The sequence below is a fragment of the Paenibacillus sp. MAH-35 genome (genome assembly GCF_058135425.1).
In genome coordinates this window covers 1-17,404 of record NZ_JBYUPU010000008.1, presented here as the reverse complement: position 1 = coordinate 17,404, position 17,404 = coordinate 1, and the positions used below count along the sequence as shown (strand labels likewise).

Genomic DNA, 17,404 nt, shown 5'->3' with positions numbered 1-17,404 from the left:
CATGAAAAAAGCCCCGGTATCCGGCTTCTTGAAACGACTGCCCGCATGGAGCGCTTCCCTCGCTCTGTTCGGCGCCCTGATGTTCCCTGCCGCCGTTTCGGCGGAACAGGCGACGAAGGAGCAGCAATACAAGGAAGTGTATCAGCTGATCCATCAGATGCATATTAACGGTTCGTCCGTCAAAGAATCGGAGAACGGTTCGATCGAAGAACTGATCGGTTCGCTGAACGATCCTTACACCGATTATTTCGACGAGAAGGAATGGAACTCGTTCAACAATTCCATCCAGCTGAACTACCCCGGCATCGGCATGCGGCTCGGCCACGATGAAGGTGGCTATATCGCCGTTCAAATTTTCGAAGGATCGCCGGCCGAGAAGGCCGGGATGAAGCGCGGCGACTATATCGTAGCCGTAGCGGACAAGCCGACGGCGGACATGACGCTTAATGAGGTTACGGAACTCGTCCGCGGGCCGAAAGGAACGGAAGTGTCGATTACGGTCCGACGCGGCGGCGAGGAGCTGAACCTGAAGCCGAAGCGGGGGCAGATCCACCTTCCGGTCGTTGACGGCGGCATGATGGAAGGGCAGATCGGTTATTTGAACATTGACAGCTTCTCGGAAGATGCCGACGAATTGTTCGCCTTGATGCTCTCCGACCTGAAATACCGGAAAATCAAAGGACTTGTCGTCGATTTGCGCGACAACCCGGGCGGATATTTGGAAACGGCGAAGCATATCGCCGAGCAGTTTATCCCGGAAGGGGTCCTGATCCATACCCGTGATCGTGACGATATCGATGAACCTCTGGAGATCCTGAACGGCAAAACGGTAGAATTCCCGGTTGTAATTCTCGTCAATGAAAACAGCGCAAGCGCATCCGAAGTGTTAACGGCCGCTATGCAGGATTATCACAAAGCAACGGCTGTGGGCACCAAGACATACGGGAAAGGCAGCGTACAGGGGCTGTACCCGCTCGAATCCGGCGGCGTGCTGAAGCTGACGATCCAGGAATATTTGTCGCCGAAAAAACGTACGGTCAACAACGTCGGATTGACGCCGGATGTGAACACCGAAGGTTACGTCCCGCAGCTTCTGATCGGTCTTCATACGGCCGGACTTAAGGAGCTTCGCCTCGAAGTGTTCCGGCACACTTACAAGGTGAACGGCTTGGAATTTTTCGATGTCGGTCTGCCCCGCCTGAAGCTGGACGACAAAGATTATTTGCCGGCCCGGGTATTGGCCGCCTTCGCAGGCAAACCGCTGGAGTGGAACGATACCGCGGCGGGAGTCGATATCGGCGCCGGAGCGGAACGTATCCTGTTCGACGCGAATTCGGGCTTCCGCATTGTAGAAGGTACCGGTTTTATCGAGCTGGCCAAGTTTAAGGAGAAGTTCCCCGGAATTGAATGGACGAGCGATGCAGAGAAAACGGTGCTGACCACGAAAGGAAACGGGGTTTAATGGGAAAAATTAAAGTGCTGGACGAGCATGTGGCAAACCAGATCGCGGCGGGCGAAGTAATCGAACGTCCGTCGTCGATCGTGAAGGAGCTCGTCGAAAACTCGCTTGATGCGGGGAGCACCCGAATAGATGTGACGGTTGAAGAGGGCGGCCTACAGCTGATTCGCGTAACCGACAACGGGTCGGGCATCGCTACGGAAGATTGCGAGGCCGCTTTCTTCCGTCATGCGACGAGCAAAATCGAGAGCGGCAAAGATTTGTTCCATATCCGCACGTTAGGGTTCCGCGGAGAGGCGCTGCCGAGTATCGCCGCTGTCTCCAAGGTGGAGTGCGTCAGCGCTGCGGAGACGGGCGGACTCGGACGCAAGCTGATTATCGAGGGCGGTTCCATCAAGGCGTTTCAGGAGACGGCTGCTTCCCGCGGCACCGATATGACCGTCAGGGAGCTGTTCTACAACACGCCGGCACGGCTGAAATATATGAAGACGATCCAGACGGAGCTCGGGCATATATCCGATTATATGTACCGTCTGGCGATGGCGCACCCCCATGTCGCGTTCAGCGTGAAGCATAACGGCAATCTGCTGCTGCAGACGCTGGGCAACGGTGATGTGCTGCAGGTGATGGCCGCCGTATACGGAACGTCGACGGCCAAGGCGCTGCTTCCCGTCCAAGGGGGGAACGCCGACTATACGCTGAAGGGATACGTCAGCCGTCCCGATGTCACCCGTTCGAACAGACAAGGGATGACGATTGTTATGAACGGCCGCACTATCCGAAATTACGCGGTGTCGGGCGCCGTGATGAGCGCCTATCACACGCTGCTGCCGATCAACCGGTATCCGATCGCGGCGCTGCATATCGGCATGGACCCGTCGCTGGTCGACGTAAACGTCCATCCGGCCAAGCTGGAGGTCCGGTTCAGCAAGGAGCAGGAGCTCGTCCGGTTTATCGAAGATCAGATTCGGAGTATACTAAGAGGTCAGGTTCTTATCCCGCAAGCCTCCAGACCGACGCCAAAGGCGGCTGTCGTCCAGGAGCGGATGGAGCTGTACCGGAGCGCCCCGGCTCCGGACGCGCTGACGGATCATCCGCTTCCGGAGCCTCCTCCTCTTCCTCGCATTCCGGATGAGCGCGACACTGTGTCGGAAACGGTCCAAGCGCCGGAGCAATTACCGGTGGGCGCGGCACGGCCCGATTCGGAGCAGAGGGAGGCGGCGAAGCCGGCGCCTCCTTTCGTGAAGGAGCCGTATCCGGGTGCTGCGAAGGAGTTTCGCGAGCCGGTACGCCAGCCGGTTAACCCGTATTCGCAGAAACAAGCCGTTTCCCGCGAGCCTGCCTATCCGGTGCAGCCGAAAAACGGGCTCTCTTACGACAAGCTGGTTGACATGCTCCCGGCGAAGGAGGATGCCGCGGAAACGAAACCCGCTGCTCCGCAATTTCCGAGACTGGACCCGATCGGCCAGATGCACGGTACCTACATAGTGGCGCAACACGAAAACGGCTTGTATCTGATCGACCAGCATGCGGCCCATGAGCGGATCAATTACGAGTTTTATTACGAGAAATTCGGCAAGCCGGCCGAAGCGAGCCAGCAGCTACTCGTGCCGATTACGCTGGAGTTTACGTCTGCCGAAGCGGACGTCATCCGGGATAAGCTGCCGGTGCTCGAACAGGTGGGAGTCTATCTCGAATCGTTCGGAGGCGGCACGTTTCTGGTCAGGGCGCTTCCCTACTGGTTTCCTGCCGGAGAAGAAAAGGCTCTGGTGGAGGAGATGACCGAATGGCTGCTGGCCGAGAAAAAATCGGTCGAGCTGACCAAGCTACGAGAGAAGGCGGCGATTATGTGTTCCTGCAAAGCTTCGATCAAAGCGAACCAATCGCTCAGCACGACCGAGATCGAAGCGCTGCTCGACAGGCTGGCCGCTTGCCGCAACCCGTATACGTGCCCGCACGGCCGTCCGATCGTGGTCAGCTTCTCCACTTATGAGCTGGAAAAAATGTTTAAGCGGGTGATGTGATGCTGGTTACGACTTCCTACTCCCCTTCGCCCGATACGGAAGCGCGCGCGAAGCGGCTGGCAGTGGAACTCGGAGTCCGTTATGTTCCGCGAGGCACTTCATCGGTACGCAGATTGGGCGAACGCTACCGCGATTCCCGTTTTATGCTGGTGTCCGAACGGGAGCTGCACTATTACGGAGACGGGGACGCTCCGCTTTTCTTCCATCCGTCCCTTTCGTTTGTCCGTGTGAAAAGGCTGATGAACGGAGAGAACGACGGACTGATCGAGATAACGGGAGCAAAGCCCGGAGACCGGATTCTCGATTGTACGGCGGGACTCGGTGCGGACTCGATCGTGTTCTCGTATGTGGCCGGCGCCGAAGGCAGCGTCACCGCGGTCGAGAGCGAGCCCGCGTTGTATACGATCGTCAAGGAAGGGCTCGCTTCCTACGTGACTCATCTGGAGCCTTTTAACGAAGCGATGCGAAGGGTGCGGATGAAGCTGGGACATCATCTGGACGTGCTCCGGATGATGCCTGACGACAGCTGCGACATCGTCTACTTCGATCCGATGTTCCGGCAGCCGGTCGAGGAGTCGAGCGGCATCGGCCCGCTTCGCCAGGCCGCCAATCACGAGCCGCTGAAGGAGGAAGCGATCCGCGAAGCCGTCCGAGTCGCCCGCCGGAGCGTCGTGCTGAAGGAGCACCGCGACAGCGGGGAGTTCGAGCGGCTCGGGTTCCATCAGCCAGCGCGCACCCGAACGAAAATTGCATATGGAGTGATTCACCCTTGACGGAAACGGAAAAGAAACCGGAGCTGCTCGTTCTCGTCGGACCGACGGCAGTCGGCAAAACGAAGCTGAGTCTGGAGCTGGCCGGCCGGTTCGGCTGCGAGATTATATCCGGAGACTCGATGCAGGTATACCGGGGGATGGATATCGGAACGGCCAAAGCGACGGAGGAGGAGCGCTCGCTCGTTCCCCATCATATGATCGATATTCATGATCCGGATTATCCGTTTTCGGTCGCGGAGTTTCAGGAGCGGAGCCGGGCTTTGATCGAAGAGATAAGCAGCCGGGGCAAGCTTCCCTTTATCGTCGGAGGAACGGGGCTTTACGTCGAATCGGTATGTTACGATTATCAGTTCAGCGAGGGCGGTTCGGACGACGAATACCGCCGCGAGCTGAACGAGTACGCGGATCGTTACGGGGAAGAGGCGCTGCACGACAAGCTGAAAGCGATCGATCCTCCGTCCGCGCAGCGCATTCATTCCAACGATCGCAGGCGCACGATCCGGGCGCTTGAAGTGTACCGATTGACCGGAATCCCGCAATCCGAACATTTGGCCCGACAAAAAAAGCAATCTCCTTACGAACTATGTATCGTCGGGCTGACGATGGAGCGCGATCTGCTGTACGAGAGAATCGAGCAGCGGATCGATCTGATGATGGAGCAGGGGCTGGTCCGGGAAGTGGCGTCGCTTCTGGACAAAGGGTATTCGACCGATCTCGTTTCGATGCAGGGTCTCGGTTATAAGGAAATTGCCGGATATGTGACCGGGCAGTACGAGCTGCCGCTGGCCGTAGATCTGCTGAAGCGGAATACGCGGCGGTTTGCAAAGCGCCAGCTTTCCTGGTTCCGGCATATGAAGGACATACGCTGGGTCGACGTGACGGAGCCAAATATTTCTGCGCATTTGCAAATAATTAGTGATATAATAGCAGGAAAGTTTCCACCCGATCCAGAATAAGTAGGGAGCAATCCGAATAATTCCGGCATACGTCCGTGGAATTTTATGATTCGAAACGATTAGGGGGTACTCTTTTCATGAACAAGTCGATCAATATTCAGGATACGTTCCTGAACCAGCTTCGCAAAGAGAGCATTGCAGTCACCGTCTATTTGACGAACGGCTTCCAAATTCGCGGATACATCAAGGCGTTTGACAACTTCACGATCATTATCGACAGCGAAGGCCGTCAGCAGATGGTGTACAAGCACGCGATCTCGACCTTTACGCCGCAGCGTCCGGTATCGCTGATGCCTCAAGAGCCCGCCGCCGAATCCTGATCGTGAGGGAACCCGCTTTCTGCGGGGCCAAGACGTGCGGATGAAACTTTTTGCGCCTCCGTTACGTTTAATAAATGAACAAGTAAAGAAGCAGAGCAACCCCATCCGGGTTGTTCTTTTGCTTCAATCGGGTAAGGAGGGAGTCGGACGATGAGCGCAACACGGAACTCCAACGCCAATCAGCCGAAAAAACAACCGAAAAAAAGAAAGGCGAAAAAGAAGTTTCGTCCGAAAAAGCTGCTTGTCTGGTTTTTGATTACGTGCGCGCTTGGCGCTTTTTGCGCGATGGCGGGATATATCGTAATCATGCTGAACGGGGAAAAGTATTATGAGGAAAATAAAGATAAGATGGTGATGGCCGACGCGGCCATCGTGTACGACAGAGACAATCAGGAAGTGATGACGCTTGCCAGGGAAAACCGTGAGCTGGTGACGATGAGCGAAATTCCGGACAAACTGGCTCAAGCGTTTATCGCAACCGAAGACAAACGGTTTACCGAGCACAACGGGATCGACTTCTGGTCGATCGGCCGCGCGCTGTACAAGGACATTATGCACCGCAGTCTTGTTGAAGGCGGCAGCACGATTACGCAGCAGCTGGCCAAAAACATGTTTTTGGACGCCGACAAGACGATTTTCCGCAAAGCGAATGAAGCCGCCATTGCGCTGGCCCTGGAGCGGAATAAGACTAAAGAGGAAATATTGGAAGCCTATATGAACCGGATTTATTTCGGCAATCGGGCTTATGGCGTCAAGGCGGCAGCGAAGCTGTATTTCGGCAAATCTGACCTGACATCGCTCCAAGTATGGGAAATGGCTACCTTGGCGGCGATCCCCAAGGCGCCGTCGTATTATAATCCGATCAGCGATCCGGAACGTTCCAAAGAAAGACGCGGCGTCGTTCTGCAGCTGATGAAGGACCAGGGCTACATTACCGAGGAAGAACGGGCGAATGCGGCCGCAGTCGTATACGACTACAAGCCTCCGACCAAGAGCAACCAATACGCCGCCTTTATCGATTACGTCGTTAACGAAGCGGTCGAGAAAACCGGTAAAACCGAGGATGAGCTGCTGCGCGGAGGATACAAAATCTATACGACGATGGATCAGACCGCGCAGAAGGCGATGGAGCAGGCTTACGCCAACGACAAGCTGTTCCAGGCCGACGGTCCGAAGCAGCAGATGCAAAGCGCGATGGTCATCGTCGATCATAAGACAGGCGGTATTATCGGCATGATCGGCGGCCGGGACTACAAGACCAAAGATATGAACCGGGCCGTCCGTCCGCGGGCGCCGGGCTCGTCGTTCAAGCCGATTACTGTGTTCGCCCCGGCGATGGAGTACGACTTCAACAAGTACAATCCGTATACGATGCTGAAGGACGAGAAGATGTCGTTCGGTGGTTATTCCCCTTCCAATTGGGATAACGTGTACTTGGGACAAATGAGCATGAAGCAAACGATCCAGAAGTCCGGCAACGTCGCCAGCGTATGGCTGCTCAACGAAATCGGTGTGAAGCGGGGGATGGACTTTTCCAAAAAGATCGGAATCCCGCTTGACGAAACGAAAGACCGGAATCTCGCGATCGCCCTCGGCGGATTGACCAAGGGCGCTACTCCGCTCCAGATGGCTGCGGCTTACGGCGCGTTTGCCAACAACGGTCAACTGAACGAAAGCCATTCGGTGTTGAAAATCGAACGTGCAGGCTCGGAGGTTTACACGTACAAGCCGGCGAAGCCGGAACAAGTGATGAGCGCGAGAACCGCATGGTATATGACCGAGATGCTTAAAAACGCCGTAGATAACGGCACGGGAGCCAGCGCCAAGATGAACCGGGCGGTAGCCGGCAAGACGGGCACGACCCAGCTGGATTTGAAAGGGCTGGAGAAATATAACCGCGACGTCTGGTTCGCCGGGTATACGCCGGAATGGTCGGCGGCGATCTGGATGGGCTTCGATACGACCGACACGCAGCATTACGTGAAGGACGGCAGCGCGCGGCCCGCTATTTTGTTCAAGGAAGTTATGACGAAGGCGCTTGTGAATTATAAGCCTTCGCAGTTCGTGAAGCCGAAGGGCATCGAGGATATCAGCGCACCGCCGCCAACCGTCAGCGATCTGGCCGGCACCTACATCAAGGAAGAACAAACCGTCAAACTGACCTGGTCTCCGGTCCAAGGCGACAATATCGTATATAAAGTGTTCCGCAAAGGAACGAAGGACAGCGAGCCGAAGCTGCTGGCCAGCTCGGCGACGCCGGAGCTGCGCGATATGGCGATTCCGGGCGACAAGTACGAGTATTACGTAGTTCCGTACAACTCGGCAACGAGCATAGAAGCGGAGAAGTCCAATATCGTTACGGTCGAGATTCCGGCAGGCGGCAATCAAGGCCCCGGCGAGGGGAACGGGAATAACGGCAACGGCAATAACAATGGCAATAACGGTAACAATGGCAATAATGGCGGCAACGGAAATACTAACGGCAGCGGAAATACTAACGGAAACAACAACGGCAGTAATAACGGAGGCAACAATAGCAATAACAACGGTAGTGGAAATACTGGTGGAAACAATACCGGAAACAACACCGGAAATAACACGGGCAACAACACAGGTAACAACACAGGTAACAACACGGGTAACAACACAGGTAACAATACTGGCAACAATACCGGGAATAACACCGGAAATAACACGGGCAACAACACCGGCAACGGCACTGGAAGCAATCCCGGAGGTTCGAATTCAGGTGCCGGGACCGGCAGTTCAGGCACAGGAAGCGGAACGGGCAGTACATCCGGCGGCAACCAGACCCCGACGGGCTCCGTCGGTACAGGGGGCGGAAGTACGCAGCAGCCGGTTCCAAATCCGAATCAAGTTCCTAATCAGACCCGATAGACGGTATCGGATACGATCTGATTACTCGGTTATACTCTAACCCTATTGAATCGGCTCGAAGCACATGCCGCTGTGAACGGTGTGTAAGAACAAAAACTCTAACGGACACAGCGGTCGTTATTACGGTGAATTTCGATCCATTTGACTTCTAACGGACATGAATGCAACTATTTGGTGAGAAATGTTACTTTTAGAGGTGGTTCGGAGTAAATAAGCGCTGTGGTGAGACTGTCGATTCATTGTGTAGAAGTGTTAGCAGACCGTTCCAAGTGAAAAGTTACCTTCTTCTGCTCAGACAGGTTGTCCGGAATCCCTTGATTTCATAAGGATTGTAAGGTAGGGGATTCCAGACAAAACTCGCCAGAAGGTAATCTTTTCCCTTTCCACTTGGTTGTCCACATTGAATCGACAGCCTCGTGGTGACCGTTACATTTAAAAAAACTGTTTTTTCAGCGAAATAGCCTCTACTATGTCCGTTAGAGTATGGTTTAGCTTACATTCCGGGCTCATCTTCATTTTAATGCGGAGAAGAACAAAAACATTCTGATCTCTTAAGAAAAGCTTTTAAACGAAGCCTTTACCACGCTAAACGATCCTGCGTAAGAGGCAGCTTTTCTTGGTTCAGAATGTTTGGATTCGCTTATTCACATCGATGCTTTATCACTTTAGAGAACTTAAACATTCTGGCGACAAGAAAAACCGGCAGGGCAGTTCCCCTTGCCGGCCTTTTTTGTGCCATTTAAGCCAATATGGAATCGATCTTTGCCAATTCCTCGTCGCTGAAGCCCAGGCGATTTAATGCCGCGACATTTTCTTCGATCTGGGATACCCGGCTGGCGCCGATCAGGGCGGAAGTTACTTTGCCTCTTCGAAGCACCCAAGCCAGCGCCATTTGCGCAAGCGTCTGGCCGCGTCCTTCGGCAATCTCGTTCAGAGCGCGTATTTTCGCAATTTTGTCGTCGGTCACATCTTTGGATTTCAGAAATCCGGTCACTTTGGCCGCGCGCGAATCTTCAGGAATTCCTGAAATGTACCGGCTCGTAAGCAGCCCTTGGGCGAGCGGGCAAAAGGCGATCGTGCCTGCCCCTGTTTCGTCCAGCACGTCCTGCAAACCGTTTTCGATCCAACGGTTCAGCATCGAATAGGAAGGCTGGTGAATCAGCAGCGGCGTGCCGAGCTGCTTCAATATTTCGGCGGCACGGGCCGTTTGCTCCGCATTGTACGAAGAAATCCCGACATACAGCGCTTTGCCTTGACGCACTACGTGATCGAGCGCTATCATCGTTTCCTCCAGCGGAGTGTCCGGATCAGGACGATGCGAGTAAAAAATATCGACGTAATCGACGCCCATCCGCTTCAGACTTTGATCGAGGCTGGAAACTAGATATTTCCGCGAACCCCAGTCCCCGTATGGTCCCGGCCACATATGATAGCCCGCTTTCGTCGAGATGACCAGTTCGTCGCGATAACCGGCAAAATCCGTTTTGAGAATCCGACCGAAATTTTCTTCCGCGCTTCCCGGAGGTGGACCGTAGTTATTGGCCAAGTCAAAATGCGTAATTCCGAGATCGAACGAACGGCGAAGCATCGCCCTCATGTTCTCCAAATAATCGACTCCGCCGAAGTTGTGCCACAGCCCGAGCGAGATCGCGGGCAGCTTCAGTCCGGAACGTCCGCACCTGTTGTATACCATCGATTCGTACCGGTCGCTTGCAGGAGTGTAGGTCATTGTTGTTGTCACGCCTCCTCTATGTAGAGATCCTCGCTACTACCTCTTCATCATAACGGTTTCGTCCGTCCTGCTGCAACAACGGATCTCGGTACGCCGATTTTCAGGCGCGCATTCGATTCGCTTCCACCTTCAAGTAGGATTCCGGAGCTCCTTTGTCGAAGTAAGTCAGGATCGATTCGGCAATATCAACCATACAGGTGACGACATGCAGAGACTGGTTTCCTTATTCGCCGCACAGCCGTTCAAAAGCTTTCAGGTGCGTATGTTCCTTTATTTGATTATAATCGGATCTGTTCCGGTTTGTATTGCCTTAACGTTTTTTTACGTCCAGTCGGCGGAGCGTACCGAAGCGGAATGGAAAGCGGCGGTATCGGCCAAGCATGACCGGGTCACGCGCCAGCTGGAGAAAGAAATGCGGGAGCTCGAATATGTATATAGATCGCTCCTGGAAACCCCCGGGTTGGAACTGTGGCTCAAATCCGGCAAGTCCGGCTTGGAAGAGGAAGACGCCGCGATGCGCAGAGTGAAGGAATCGATCGTACATTCAGCCTCGTACCGGCTGGAGTACCGGAAACATATAATTGATTTTTGCTTTGCGATCGAAGAGGGCAGCTCGTTCTGCGCGGCTGGCAGCCCGTTCGACTACGAATCGCGCGCTTCGAGGATGCCGGTTAACCGCTCCGACTTTTTCGTACGCGAAGAAGGCCGCAACCGGATGTCCTGGGTCGGTCCCTTGTACGGTTCGGACTATTATGTGGACGGCTCCATTCGAATCTTGGCGGATATGACCCGTATACTCGACGAGATGCGCGGCGACAGCGGCTTATCCAATCTGGCGCTGTGGGATCCGGATACTGGTTCCGTGCTGTTCGAGAGCGGAACCCGGCAGCCCGGTACGGAGCAAGGCACGTCCTTGTTTCTTTCGGAGAAAGACGCTTTCTTGAGAGCGGGACCGGATGTGATCGTCTCCCAGAGGCCGTTATCGGTACCGGGACAGACGTGGATGAGTTATGTTGAAGTCCCGAATACGGACGGGATGGCGCTGAAATCAACGATGCGCAACACGGTGATCGTCTTTTTCACTATCGTTCTCGCGGTGTCTATCGTCAGCTCCGTATTATTCTCCGCTTTGTTCTCCCGCCCGCTGCACTCGCTGCGCCGGCTTATGAAACGTGCCGAATCGGGCGATCTGAAGGCGTACTGGACTTCCGGTAGCGTGCGTGAGATCGACGAACTGGGAAACAGCTACAACCAGATGCTGAATCGTCTGGAGGAGACGATCAAGCAGGCGAAGCTGGAGGAGTCGCTTAAGAAAGAAGCGGAGATCGAAGCGCTGCAGTATCAGCTGAATCCGCATTTTTTGTACAATACGCTGAATACGATCAAATGGGTGGCCAAAATCCATAAAACGCCGCAAATATCCGACGCGGTCAGCGCGCTCGTTCGTCTGCTGCAGGCGAGCCTCGGCAAGAAGGGCGATTTTCTTACGCTGAAGGAAGAGATTGCGCTGCTGCGCGACTATATGGCGATCCAGTCGTTCCGTTACGGCGATCTGGTGAAGCTGAACCTCGATGTCGATCCGCTTGCCTCCGTTTGTCTCGTGCCGAAGCTGATGCTGCAGCCGCTGGTCGAAAATGCGCTCATTCACGGGCTTGCGAACAGTCCCCGCGAAGGGGAGATTACGATTCGGGCTTGGCTCGACCGCGATATGCTGCTGTGCCAGGTACAGGATAACGGCATAGGCATAGCCGAGCCGGACGGGGTTGTGAATCCGCAGCATAACCCTGCGAGCAGCAAGGAACGAATGAGCGGCATCGGCTTGCGCAATATCCGGGAGCGAATTAAGCTGTACTACGGGCCGGATTACAAGATGCATGTGTTCAGCAAGTTGAATGTGGGGACTACCGTCCGTTTGTCTTTGCCTATACACCGAAATGAGGAGTCCTGATTATGAATGTGTTGATCGTCGACGATGAGCCGATTATCCGGATCGGCTTGCGAACGCTGGTCGACTGGGAGGAGCACGGCTTCCATCTGGTCGGCGAAGCCTCCGACGGCATAGAGGCGCTGGAATGTTTCCGCAAGGAACAGATCGATATTGTAATAACGGATATTCGGATGCCGCGAATGGACGGCCTTGCGCTGATGCGCGAAGTGAAGGAATTGCAGGAAGACGTAGGGCTTCTCGTCCTCAGCTGCCTCGACGATTTCTCGCTCGTGAAGGAAGCGATGAAGCTCGGCGCCCAGGACTATATCCTGAAGCCGACGATGGAGCCGGACGGGCTGGTCGACATTCTCCGGTCGGTGCGCGCCAAGCTGGATGAAGAGCGCCATACGAAGCGGGTTATCGCGGAATGGCAGGAGCAGCTCAAGCAGTCGAAAGCGTATCGTCTCGCCGATTGGCTGCGTCAATACGTGCAGGCCGGCGTGGGCGAGGCAAGACTGGAGGCCGAGCTGTTTCAGCGGGGGGCGGGAACGTTCAGCATCTGGGTCGAGACCGATTCCGTCTTTCGCCCTTCCTTGGAGGAGTGGACGATCCCGCACAGTAAGGCCGTATTGAAATGGAGCGACAAAGTATGGATCGTGATGGGCGGCACCGACCGGAGCTTGTCCGAGAAGGAACGTCATGAATGGATGTTCGGATGCGCGCAAAGCGTGTATACGAAATTGAAGGAAGCCGCTCCACCGCAAGCGGATTGGTTTGTCGGGCTGGGCCCGGTGATCCCGAAGGCACAAGATTTCGTTCATGCACTCGCGGTTCATCGCCGGCAAGGGCACCGGTACTTTTATGGAGAAGCCGGACCGCTGATCGTTGACGATTTTCCCGCTGCGGAAGAAGCACCGCTACCCGTTCAGGAGCGAAACGACTTTTTGCGGGCCGTATCCAACGGGAACAAAGAAGCGGCCGGCCATTGGATCGAGATGATTGCCGAGTCCATCCGGCGCTATAAGCCTAACGTCGCCAAGCTTCAAAGCTTCGTATGCGATATGCTGGGCTTGGCGGCCGGCTTCGCCAGGCAGCAGTCCCGGCGAAGCGAAGACGAGCCTGAATCTGTGTCGCTGGAGCAGATCCGCTCCATCCCGCGGGCCGACTTGATGTGTTCGTTCATGGTCGAGGAAGCGGAGCAGCTGTGGGGAAGGCCGTACGGCGGAGAGCGCTCCAAAGCGTCGAACAATCCGTTTATCAAAAAAGCCGTCCAGTTCATGAGCGAGCAATACCGGCGCAACATCGGAACCGTCGATATCGCCGATCACGTGAAGCTGAGCCGCAGCTATCTCAGCGATTTGTTCAGCAAGGAGATGGGGGAGTCGCTGACTGAGACGTTAACCCGGATCCGTATCGAGGAAGCGAAGAAAAAGCTGCTTTCCGGCGAGATGAAAGTGTACGAAATTGCCGAAGCGGTCGGCTTCTCCGACCCGAAATCGTTTGCGAAGACGTTTAAAAGGCTTGTCGGCTGTACGCCGAAAGAGTTCGAGGCGACGCACAAATAGACACCTACAGGGTGTCTATTTTCAGGACGCCGCGAAGCTTTCACTGGCATCCTGGGATATCGGGGCCGCGCAACGCAGCCGGCCTTCTTGCGTATAACCTACTTAATCAATGCGGATGGAAAGGGGAAACCGATGGATCATGTGCACGGCTCGTACAACCTTTTTCTGGTCGCGTTATCTTATATTATCGCTGTAACTGCGTCTTATTCGGCTCTTGATCTGGCCGGAAGGATCGTCACCTCGAGAGGGAAGGCTCGCTCGATCTGGCTTGGGTGCGGAGCGGTATCGATGGGACTTGGCATCTGGTCGATGCATTTTGTCGGCATGCTCGCTTTTTCCTTGCCGATGGACGTATCGTATAAGTTCGGGCCGTTTGTTATGTCGGTTCTGCTCGCTATAGCCGTTTCCAGTGTAGCGTTGCATACGGTCAGCGGAACCGTCTTCGGCGCCAAGCAGCTGGTGGCCGCCTCGGCTCTGATGGCCGCGGGAATATCGGGGATGCATTACATCGGGATGGCCGCGATGACGGTTCAAATCACCTACAACCCGATGCTCGTCGCCCTGTCGGTCGCGATCGCGATCGCCGCTTCGCTTGCAGCCTTATGGCTGCTGTACGTTTTTCGCAAAAACCAGTCCCGTTACGTCGTCCTGTACAAGCTCGGCTGCGGCACTATAATGGGCGCGGCTATTGCGGGCATGCATTACACAGGGATGGCGGCGGCTACTTTCCGATCCGGCGACGGTCCGACCGGCGGGGGGATGCGGATTGAGCCCGGTATGCTCGCTTTGATTATCTCGGCAGGCATTTTGCTTACTCTTGGCTTCACGCTGTTCAGCGTCTATGTGAACAAGCGGCTCTCGCAAAAAGATTCGGCGATCAAACAGCATAAACGGTGGTACCGGTCGCTGTACGAAAATAATTCGGACGGGATTATATCGATCGATACGCAGGGAAAGATTATCAGCTTCAACCCGGCGGCTTCGATCCTTACCGGATTCACCGAGGCGGGATACAAAGATGCGCCCATCGCGTCGCTCGGCAGTGGAATCGCTGGGGGCCTCTCGGCAGATTCGAGTTATGAAACGACCTTCGTACGAAACGATAACAGCCGCGTGGAGCTGAGCGTGAATCCCGTTCCCGTCGAGATCGACGGGGAAGCGGCAGGCACCCATCTGTTAATCAAAGATATAACCGAAGAGAAACGTTCCAAAGAGATGATCCATTATCTGGCCTATCATGACGAGCTGACCGGGCTGCCGAACCGGCGAAAGTTCAACCAGCTGTTAGCGGAAGCGATCGAGGACGGGGAGAGGCGGGGTAGCCGGTTTTCGGTTATGATTCTTGATATCGACCGGTTCAAGCTCATTAACGATTCGCTCGGCCATACTTACGGCGATATGTTCCTGAAAGAAGTAAGCGAGCGGCTGCTCCTTAACGCGGAAGGGTTCGACGTATCAATCGCCAGAATGGGCGGTGACGAATTTACGATTCTGTGCCGCAGCGGTCAGGAATATAGCGGTGATACGGCGCGGCTTGCGGATCGGATCATCCGGTCGGTGCAAGTTCCTTACCGGATCAAGGACAACGATTATTATGTAACCGCGAGTATCGGAATCGCGGCCTATCCGGATCACGGCCTAATGTCCGAGATCTTGCTCCGCAACGCGGATACGGCCATGTATGAAGTGAAAAAACACGGAAAAAACGGCTATCGTTATTATTCACGCGAACTGGATTCCGGGTTGGCGGAGAAAATGGAGCTCGAAGCGGATCTGAGAAAAGCGTTGGAGCGGGACGAATTGACCGTTCACTACCAGCCGCAGTTCGACACGTCCGACCGGAGCATGATCGGAATCGAAGCGTTGGTCCGCTGGAATCATCCTGCCAGAGGATTACTGTACCCGAAAACGTTTATCCCGCTCGCCGAAGAGACCGGACTGATCTATGATCTCGGAACGTGGGTGCTGCGCGAAGCTTGCCGGCAAATGAAGGATTGGCACGATGGAGGAGGGCCGCGGATTCCGGTATCCGTCAATCTGTCCTCGCTGCAGTTTCACCAGAACAACCTGGTCGGTTATGTGACCCGCATTCTCGAAGAAACGGGGTTGGCGCCGGAATATTTGGTGCTGGAAATTACGGAGAGCATGATGATGGACCCGGCCACTTCGAAGGCGATCCTGGACGATCTGGCCCGGCTCGGTATCCGGATCAGTCTGGACGATTTCGGCACAGGCTACAGCTCGCTAAGCTACTTGAGGCAGTTTCCGATTCATAAGCTGAAGATCGACCGGTCGTTTATTGCCGACATCACGATGAACGACAACGATAAAGCGATCGTCGAGACCATTATCTCGATGGCCCGCCATCTGAATATGAACGTTATCGCGGAAGGAATCGAGACGGAGGACCAGCTGGAAATATTAAAAGCGAACGCCTGCAAGGAAATCCAGGGCTACTATTTCAGCAGACCGCTTCCGCCGGACGAAGTGGAGAAGACGTTTTGGACGCCGATCCAAGCTTAAACAAGGAGGACTGCAATGAAGGCGGCGATACTGACCGACATTCACGGCAACAGCCCGGCTCTCGAAGCGGCGCTTGGGCACATCGACGCAGCCGGCGATTTCGACCGGATCTACTGCCTCGGCGATCTGATCGGGATCGGTCCCGATACGAACGAAGTGCTGGAGCAACTGACGGCGCGTAACGACATGTTTTGTATCACCGGCAATCATGAGCAGGCTGTGCTGCGTATCATTCGGGGCGACGGGTGTTTGCCGGGGCACGAGCAAGCATTTGCCCATCATGAGTGGATCGCGGGACGGCTGGATTCCAAGTTTGTCCCGTATCTCAGCCGGCTGCCGCTTCAGGAGGAGGTGCGGCACGAGGGACGCCGAATCTTGTTGACGCATTACCATCTCGGGAACGACGGCCAATATGCGGCGATCGACCCCGATCCGGACGGCGTCAAGCTCGATAAGCTGTACGGAGATAGCGGCTATGATCTCGTCTGCTTCGGTCACCATCACCCTGTTCATTTGTTTAGAACAGTCCGCAGACAGTACATGAATCCGGGAGCCCTCGGCTGCAGCGATACGCCGGTCGCCCGATACGGCGTCGTCACGGTTCGGGACGGGGAGGTCGCGATCGAGCTGAAGGAAGCGCCATACGATAACAGTTTGTTTTTGCGATCCTACTCCTTGCTGAACGTTCCAGACGGGCCGTTTATTCTGAGAGCTTTCCATGGAAACCAGCATTTACGGCTGTAGGCCGAGGCGGGAGCGGGAGAAAGGGCGTCGCAAGCACAAGAACCCGGAGCGCTGTAAAGAACCTGCAGCTGACTGGCCATACAAGATGGACCGCGTCCGTAAGGAACGCGGTTTGTTAAGGTTTCAGAGCGAATTTCTGTACGAAAAAAAGCTATCTGATACGCCGGGTCCAGGCTTCGGGACAAAGGCTTCGCTTAAGAAGTTTTTCTTAAGCGGTTCAGCAAGTGCAGATTTGTGAATCGTGAATCATGAATCGTGACCGCCCGGCCCTATGCTTGTGGACAGGTGAGAAGGAAAGGGGCGGAATGGGATGGGGCAACCGACCGCCGTTTTGCAAGGAATAAGAGTGGTTTGCAGCACTAGCGTTGCAAAAACAGTAACATAGAACGTTAAGTTTTCATTTATTAGTAAACAAAGAACATTAATAACTTATTTTTACAGTCACTTTGGCGTGTAATCGGCCCAAAAAGGAATCTCAAACAA

At 55.0% G+C, this 17,404-nt stretch carries 11 protein-coding genes; 10 read left to right on the top strand and 1 reads right to left on the bottom strand.

Annotation, left to right across the window (positions count from 1 at the left end):
- The first annotated feature begins 1 nt into the window (after position 1).
- The 6 genes from AC3Y2E_RS10670 (at position 2) to AC3Y2E_RS10645 (ending at position 8,430) form a co-directional block, all read left to right on the top strand.
- On the top strand, positions 2–1,462 hold the full coding sequence (locus AC3Y2E_RS10670) for a S41 family peptidase (protein ID WP_379209955.1): 1,461 nt from the start codon (positions 2–4) through the stop codon (positions 1,460–1,462).
- On the top strand, positions 1,462–3,483 hold the full coding sequence (gene mutL / locus AC3Y2E_RS10665) for a DNA mismatch repair endonuclease MutL (RefSeq protein WP_379209953.1): 2,022 nt from the start codon (positions 1,462–1,464) through the stop codon (positions 3,481–3,483). The genes AC3Y2E_RS10670 and mutL overlap by 1 nt, the downstream gene beginning before the upstream one ends.
- Positions 3,483–4,256 carry a class I SAM-dependent methyltransferase gene (locus AC3Y2E_RS10660; protein ID WP_379209951.1) on the top strand — a complete coding sequence of 258 codons (774 nt, stop codon included), beginning with the start codon at positions 3,483–3,485 and terminating at the stop codon, positions 4,254–4,256. The genes mutL and AC3Y2E_RS10660 overlap by 1 nt, the downstream gene beginning before the upstream one ends.
- On the top strand, positions 4,253–5,212 hold the full coding sequence (gene miaA, locus AC3Y2E_RS10655) for a tRNA (adenosine(37)-N6)-dimethylallyltransferase MiaA (RefSeq protein ID WP_379209949.1): 960 nt from the start codon (positions 4,253–4,255) through the stop codon (positions 5,210–5,212). Before AC3Y2E_RS10660 ends, miaA begins: the two co-directional genes overlap by 4 nt.
- Before the next feature lie 77 nt (positions 5,213–5,289).
- Entirely contained in the window at positions 5,290–5,532 is a 243-nt protein-coding gene (gene hfq, locus AC3Y2E_RS10650; RefSeq protein WP_190924873.1) for an RNA chaperone Hfq, read from the top strand.
- Positions 5,533–5,682: 150 nt separating this feature from the next.
- Positions 5,683–8,430, top strand: a complete 2,748-nt coding sequence (locus tag AC3Y2E_RS10645; protein WP_379209946.1) for a transglycosylase domain-containing protein — start codon at positions 5,683–5,685, stop codon at positions 8,428–8,430.
- A 739-nt stretch (positions 8,431–9,169) separates the two neighbouring features.
- On the opposite strand, the gene mgrA is transcribed toward AC3Y2E_RS10645, so the two are convergent.
- Complete coding sequence (gene mgrA, locus AC3Y2E_RS10640; RefSeq protein WP_379209944.1) at positions 9,170–10,159, bottom strand: L-glyceraldehyde 3-phosphate reductase; 990 nt, start codon at positions 10,157–10,159, stop codon at positions 9,170–9,172.
- A 208-nt stretch (positions 10,160–10,367) separates the two neighbouring features.
- Here mgrA and AC3Y2E_RS10635 point away from each other — a divergent pair, with 208 nt between their 5' ends.
- The 4 genes from AC3Y2E_RS10635 (at position 10,368) to AC3Y2E_RS10620 (ending at position 16,921) form a co-directional block, all read left to right on the top strand.
- Complete coding sequence (locus AC3Y2E_RS10635) at positions 10,368–12,110, top strand: sensor histidine kinase (protein ID WP_379209942.1); 1,743 nt, start codon at positions 10,368–10,370, stop codon at positions 12,108–12,110.
- A 2-nt stretch (positions 12,111–12,112) separates the two neighbouring features.
- Complete coding sequence (locus tag AC3Y2E_RS10630; RefSeq protein WP_379209940.1) at positions 12,113–13,654, top strand: response regulator; 1,542 nt, start codon at positions 12,113–12,115, stop codon at positions 13,652–13,654.
- 132 nt (positions 13,655–13,786) lie between these two features.
- Positions 13,787–16,177, top strand: coding sequence for a bifunctional diguanylate cyclase/phosphodiesterase (locus AC3Y2E_RS10625; protein ID WP_379209938.1), 2,391 nt, complete (start codon positions 13,787–13,789; stop codon positions 16,175–16,177).
- A gap of 15 nt (positions 16,178–16,192) precedes the next feature.
- Positions 16,193–16,921, top strand: coding sequence for a metallophosphoesterase family protein (locus AC3Y2E_RS10620; RefSeq protein ID WP_379209936.1), 729 nt, complete (start codon positions 16,193–16,195; stop codon positions 16,919–16,921).
- Positions 16,922–17,404: the final 483 nt, after the last annotated feature.

What these genes read in the sequence shown, in the direction of transcription:
- AC3Y2E_RS10660 (WP_379209951.1), top strand. Translation starts at nt 3,483, where the DNA reads ATGCTGGTTACGACTTCCTACTCCCCTTCGCCCGATACGGAAGCGCGC.
- AC3Y2E_RS10620 (WP_379209936.1), top strand. Translation starts at nt 16,193, where the DNA reads ATGAAGGCGGCGATACTGACCGACATTCACGGCAACAGCCCGGCTCTC.
- mutL (WP_379209953.1), top strand. Translation starts at nt 1,462, where the DNA reads ATGGGAAAAATTAAAGTGCTGGACGAGCATGTGGCAAACCAGATCGCG.
- mgrA (WP_379209944.1), bottom strand. Translation starts at nt 10,159, where the DNA reads ATGACCTACACTCCTGCAAGCGACCGGTACGAATCGATGGTATACAAC.
- AC3Y2E_RS10635 (WP_379209942.1), top strand. Translation starts at nt 10,368, where the DNA reads ATGCAGAGACTGGTTTCCTTATTCGCCGCACAGCCGTTCAAAAGCTTT.
- AC3Y2E_RS10670 (WP_379209955.1), top strand. Translation starts at nt 2, where the DNA reads ATGAAAAAAGCCCCGGTATCCGGCTTCTTGAAACGACTGCCCGCATGG.
- hfq (WP_190924873.1), top strand. Translation starts at nt 5,290, where the DNA reads ATGAACAAGTCGATCAATATTCAGGATACGTTCCTGAACCAGCTTCGC.
- AC3Y2E_RS10625 (WP_379209938.1), top strand. Translation starts at nt 13,787, where the DNA reads ATGGATCATGTGCACGGCTCGTACAACCTTTTTCTGGTCGCGTTATCT.
- AC3Y2E_RS10645 (WP_379209946.1), top strand. Translation starts at nt 5,683, where the DNA reads ATGAGCGCAACACGGAACTCCAACGCCAATCAGCCGAAAAAACAACCG.
- AC3Y2E_RS10630 (WP_379209940.1), top strand. Translation starts at nt 12,113, where the DNA reads ATGAATGTGTTGATCGTCGACGATGAGCCGATTATCCGGATCGGCTTG.